The following is a 4,287-nucleotide window of genomic DNA, read 5'->3' as shown; positions in this document are numbered from 1 at the left end:
TGTCCGAGATCAAGCGCTCGTCCGACGAGATTTCCCAGATCATCGGGGTGATCGACGACATCGCCTTCCAGACCAACCTTCTGGCGCTGAATGCGGGCGTCGAGGCGGCGCGGGCGGGCGAGGTCGGGCGCGACGCCGGACCTGCAACGCAGCCCATGTCCGGGCGCAGCGCCCGTCCGGATGACTGGTCCGCAGCCCGCGGCGGGGCAAAGGCGCGTATCCGCGCCCGAAACGTTCATGCCGCGGGGTGACGCCCGCCCCGCCGGGCCGCACCAGATCCGCCGGACAGACGCTCTCCAGTCCTGACCCGGAACCGGCGCGCGCTCCTCCGCCTTCGGCCCGGGCCTGTCCTGATGGCCTGCCGTATCGGGTACCGGTCGTCCGGGGATGGGACCGAGCGGGACCGGGACAGTTCGGGACGGTGCAGGAATGCCACATGCGCCGGGTCGGTCGCCGAAGTGACACATGTCTGTCACGGGGCCGGGTTAGCTGATGCTGCGACGAAGGGCGTCCGGGGACGTCCAGGACATCAAGGGATCGAGGCTCTGCCCGTGACGGTCGACATCGCCCACAGCCTGCCCGATCGCCGGGCGACTGGCCCGGTTCCGTATACGCCCGCCGCGGCCGGGCCATTGCGCATCCTCATCGTCAGCGATGCCTGGCAGCCCCAGGTCAACGGCGTTGTCCGAACCTACGAGAACCTGAACGCGCGCCTGCGCGCGGCCGGTGACGAGGTGCAGGTGATCGGTCCGGTGGCCTTCCCGGGCGTCGCGCTGCCCTCCTATCCCGAGATACCGCTGGCGTTGCCCTATTACCGGCGGCTGGCGGGCTTGATCGAGGATTTCGCGCCGGACGCCGTCCATATCCCGGTCGAGGGACCGCTGGGCTGGATGGCGCGGCATTGGTGCCGTGCCAATCGCGTCCCGTTCTCAACCGCCTTTCACACCGATTTCCCGGCCTATGTGGCGCTGCGCAGCCCCGGCGCCCTGCGCAGCGCGGCCGGCGCGATGACCGTGGCCGCCATGCGCCGCTTCCACGCCCCCGCGCATCATGTCTATGTCGCGACCGCCGCGCTTGAGGACAAGCTGCGGAACTGGGGATTCGACAACCGTTTCGTGCGGCTGTCGCGCGGGGTGGATCTGGACCTATTCCATCCCGGTCCGCCGCGGCCCGAGACCTCGGAACCGCCAGTCCTGCTCTATGTCGGTCGGCTTGCACCCGAGAAGAATATCGAGGCCTTCCTCGCCCTGCCCGGCCCGGCCAGCAAGGTCGTGGTGGGCGACGGCCCGCTTCTGCCCGCGCTGCGCCAGCGCCATTCCGAGGTCGATTTTCGCGGCACCCTGACCGGCCAGACGCTGGCCGATGCCTACCGCGCGGCGGATGTCTTCGTCTTCCCCTCGCGCACGGACACGTTCGGGATCGTCGTCATCGAGGCGCTGGCCTGCGGCATTCCGGTGGCCGCCTATCCCGCGCTCGGTCCGCGCGAGATCGTCGGCGCCGATCCGCGACTGGGTGCGATCGACGAGGATCTGACCGCGGCGGTCGCCCGCGCGCTGGCCGCACCGGGCAGCCGCGCCGACCGGCACGACCATGTCCGCGCCCATTACAGCTGGAACGAGGCGGCGCGCGTCTTCGCCCGCCACTGCGCGGAGCTTGCAAGATGAGCCCCGCCGCCGCCCCCCGCCGGGTACGCAGCGTCTTCGTCTCGGACCTGCATCTGGGCTACAAGGGCAGCGATATCCGCGCGCTGAATGCCTTCTTGCAGGCGCATGAATTCGACCATCTCTATCTGGTGGGCGATGTGCTGGATGGCTGGAAACTGGAAAGCCGCTGGCACTGGACGCAGGATTACAGCGCGCTTGTCGACCTGCTGCTGGACCGGCGGCGGCGCGTGCGGGTCACGGTGCTGACCGGCAACCATGACGAGAAGCTGCGCGACATCCTGGCGGTCCTGTTCCGCCCGCTGGTGCTGCGCCGCTACGGCATAAGGGTGGATGAACGGATCGTGCATCGCGCGGGCGACGGGCGGCGCTATCTGGTGATGCATGGCGACCAGTTCGACGGCGCGCTGATCCGGGGCACCTCGAAACTGGCCGATCGCGCCTGGTCCTGGCTGGGCGAGAAGGCGCTGGTGCGGCCGCGCGCCGAGACAACGCTGGTCAAGGGGAAGCGCCGGCGCTGGTCGCTGGGCAAGGCCGTGGCGACCAATGCGCTGACGCTGCTGGGCCGGTATACGGATACCGCGTTGCGTCGGGCGGCCGCGGACGGGATGGACGGGATCATCTGCGGGCACAGCCATGTCCCGACGCTGGTCCGGCGCGAGGGGCTGCTGTTCGCCAATTGCGGCTCCTGGACCGGCGCGCGGTGCGCGGGCGAGAGCCATACCGCGGTGATCGAGACGCTGGACGGGGCTATGGAGATGGTGGCCTGGCCCGCGATGCGCGCCGCGCCGGGCGATTCCTCGGCCCGTTGCCTGTCGCCCGAGCGTCCCGGTCAGTGCAGCGCCGATGCGGCCCGGCTGGTGCGGCTGATCCATCGGCTCTGGGCGCCGGTGTCCGACGGGCTGGCCGAGCCGGTGGCGGTTGCGTCTCCCGCCCTGCCTTGCTCCCGGGACATCCCCGTGCCGCCGACCTGAGCAGGCGGGGCAGGGTGGCCGGCCCCATCCCCGGTCAGGCCGTGCGCCAGGCCTTCCATAAACGCTTCCACCGCCGCGACAGATCGCGCGCCCGGCTTGCGAAAAGCCGCGTCGCAAGCGCCTGCGCATCGGTTTCGAGCACGCCCTGACGTGCCGCGATCCGCGCGCGCAGCGCGGTGCGGACCTCCTCGCCCCCGGGCGGATCGGCAAGCCCCGCAAGCCAGGCGTCAAGCACCGCCAGATCGTGGTGATCGCCCAGGAACTCGGACAGCCTGCGCACCTCATTCGCGCGCCGGTCCATCGGCGACGGGTCCAGCGGTTGCAGCAGCCGGGTGTGATACCAATGGTATTTCACCGCCTTGCGCCAGTCGTGGATCACGGCCGTCTCGGGCGTCTCGGCGGCCAGGCGCCGGTCGCGGCATGCCCGGGCGAAGACCTTCTCCAGCCCCGGCCGCATCGCCTTGAACCCTGTTTCGGTCAGGCTCCAGCCCTCGGCGCGCGCGCGCAGCGCCACCAGATCGGCGCGAAAGGCGGCCAGATCGGCGGCCACGTCGCTGCCCGCGACCGCGCTGTCGCGCACCGCGATCAGGTGATCGCGAAGCGGCGCCAGCCCCTCGGCGCCGGTCGCCTCCGCCAGCTTGTCCACCGTCTCGACCATGCCTTCGAGATCGCGCAGCCCCGACAGCCGCCGCGCCGCGTCGCGGATCGCGGCATTCTCGGCGGCGTAGTCGGGAAAGCTGGCGCGCACCAGCCGGATCAGCCCGCGCAGCCGCTTGGCTCGCTTGCGCACCTGGTGGACCTTGTCGTGCAGGTCCATCGCGGCGTCGTCGATCTCGGCAAGTGCTGCGTCGACCTCCTCGATCGCGATGCGCCGCAGCGCCTCTTCGCAGGTCTCGTCCGATCGTTTCATGCGATAGGCCATGTCACCGTCCCGTCTTCCACGCGCATACACAATCCGCAGCGGTATCCAGATCATATGACATTTAGTTAACGCGCGCGCAGAACCAAGACGGGGCCAGCCTCCGGTCGCCCCACCGATACCGGCCTGCGCCAAGCGCGGCGCCGGTCAGCCCGCGTCACCGCGTGCGGCGGGGGGGCGTGTCGCCGCCCTTGGGTTTGCCCTTCCATATGCGCCGCGCCCCCGTCGCGGGCCGATCCATCCGCTTGGAGGTGTCGCAGGCACCGGGCCGGGTCCTGGCGCTGCCGGTCTCGTCCTTCCGTTCCGCCCGCTCGGGTCCGCGCGTGTCGGATTTCGGCCTTGCCGCATCCCATTTCTGCGCCGGGTTGCGGGGCTTGCGCGGGGCGGCGTCGTCCTTCGCCCTGGCGGTCTTCGGGCCGGGCCGGTCCATCCGCTTCGGGCCGTGCTGGCTGCGGGATGCGGTCCTGTCGCCGGCCGGCGCGCCCTTCGGTCCCGTCCCGCGCGGCTCGGCCCCGGACCCGTCGCGCTTCGGCGCGGCATGGCGGGGTTTGCGGGGCTTTGCATCGTCGGTTGCCCGTGCCGGGCGCGGGGCGGCAGAGACCGGCGCGGGTGTCTTCCGCGGCGGGCGCGGGGCGCTGGGCCCCTTGCGCGCCGGGCCTGATCGACCGGCTTGGTCCCGCCGGAATCCTCGAAGAAGACATCACCGCAAGGCAGGTCGAGGGCACGGTCGAGG

5 protein-coding genes are annotated in these 4,287 nt (G+C 71.1%); 3 read left to right on the top strand and 2 right to left on the bottom strand.

Features of this window, described 5'->3' with window-relative positions:
- From ENN83_RS09070 to ENN83_RS09060, 3 genes are all read left to right on the top strand, one after another.
- On the top strand, positions 1–251 hold a 251-nt coding region (locus tag ENN83_RS09070), incomplete at its 5' end, for a methyl-accepting chemotaxis protein (RefSeq protein WP_287186121.1).
- 300 nt (positions 252–551) lie between these two features.
- Positions 552–1,664 (top strand): glycosyltransferase family 4 protein, encoded by a 1,113-nt coding sequence (locus ENN83_RS09065; protein WP_287186119.1) that lies wholly within the window; start codon positions 552–554, stop codon positions 1,662–1,664.
- A complete protein-coding gene (locus tag ENN83_RS09060) occupies positions 1,661–2,635 on the top strand; it encodes a UDP-2,3-diacylglucosamine diphosphatase (RefSeq protein WP_287186118.1) in 975 nt (324 codons plus the stop codon). Before ENN83_RS09065 ends, ENN83_RS09060 begins: the two co-directional genes overlap by 4 nt.
- Before the next feature lie 34 nt (positions 2,636–2,669).
- On the opposite strand, the gene ENN83_RS09055 is transcribed toward ENN83_RS09060, so the two are convergent.
- Together ENN83_RS09055 and ENN83_RS09050 are read right to left on the bottom strand one after the other, a co-directional pair.
- Positions 2,670–3,545, bottom strand: coding sequence for a CHAD domain-containing protein (locus tag ENN83_RS09055; RefSeq protein WP_287186116.1), 876 nt, complete (start codon positions 3,543–3,545; stop codon positions 2,670–2,672).
- Between the two features lie 166 nt (positions 3,546–3,711).
- A complete protein-coding gene (locus ENN83_RS09050; protein ID WP_287186115.1) occupies positions 3,712–3,984 on the bottom strand; it encodes a hypothetical protein in 273 nt (90 codons plus the stop codon).
- Positions 3,985–4,287: the final 303 nt, after the last annotated feature.

This window comes from Rhodovulum sp., from assembly GCF_011048875.1.
GTDB classification, from domain to species: domain Bacteria; phylum Pseudomonadota; class Alphaproteobacteria; order Rhodobacterales; family Rhodobacteraceae; genus Rhodovulum; species Rhodovulum tesquicola.
This window is presented reverse-complemented; position numbering and strand designations above follow the sequence as displayed.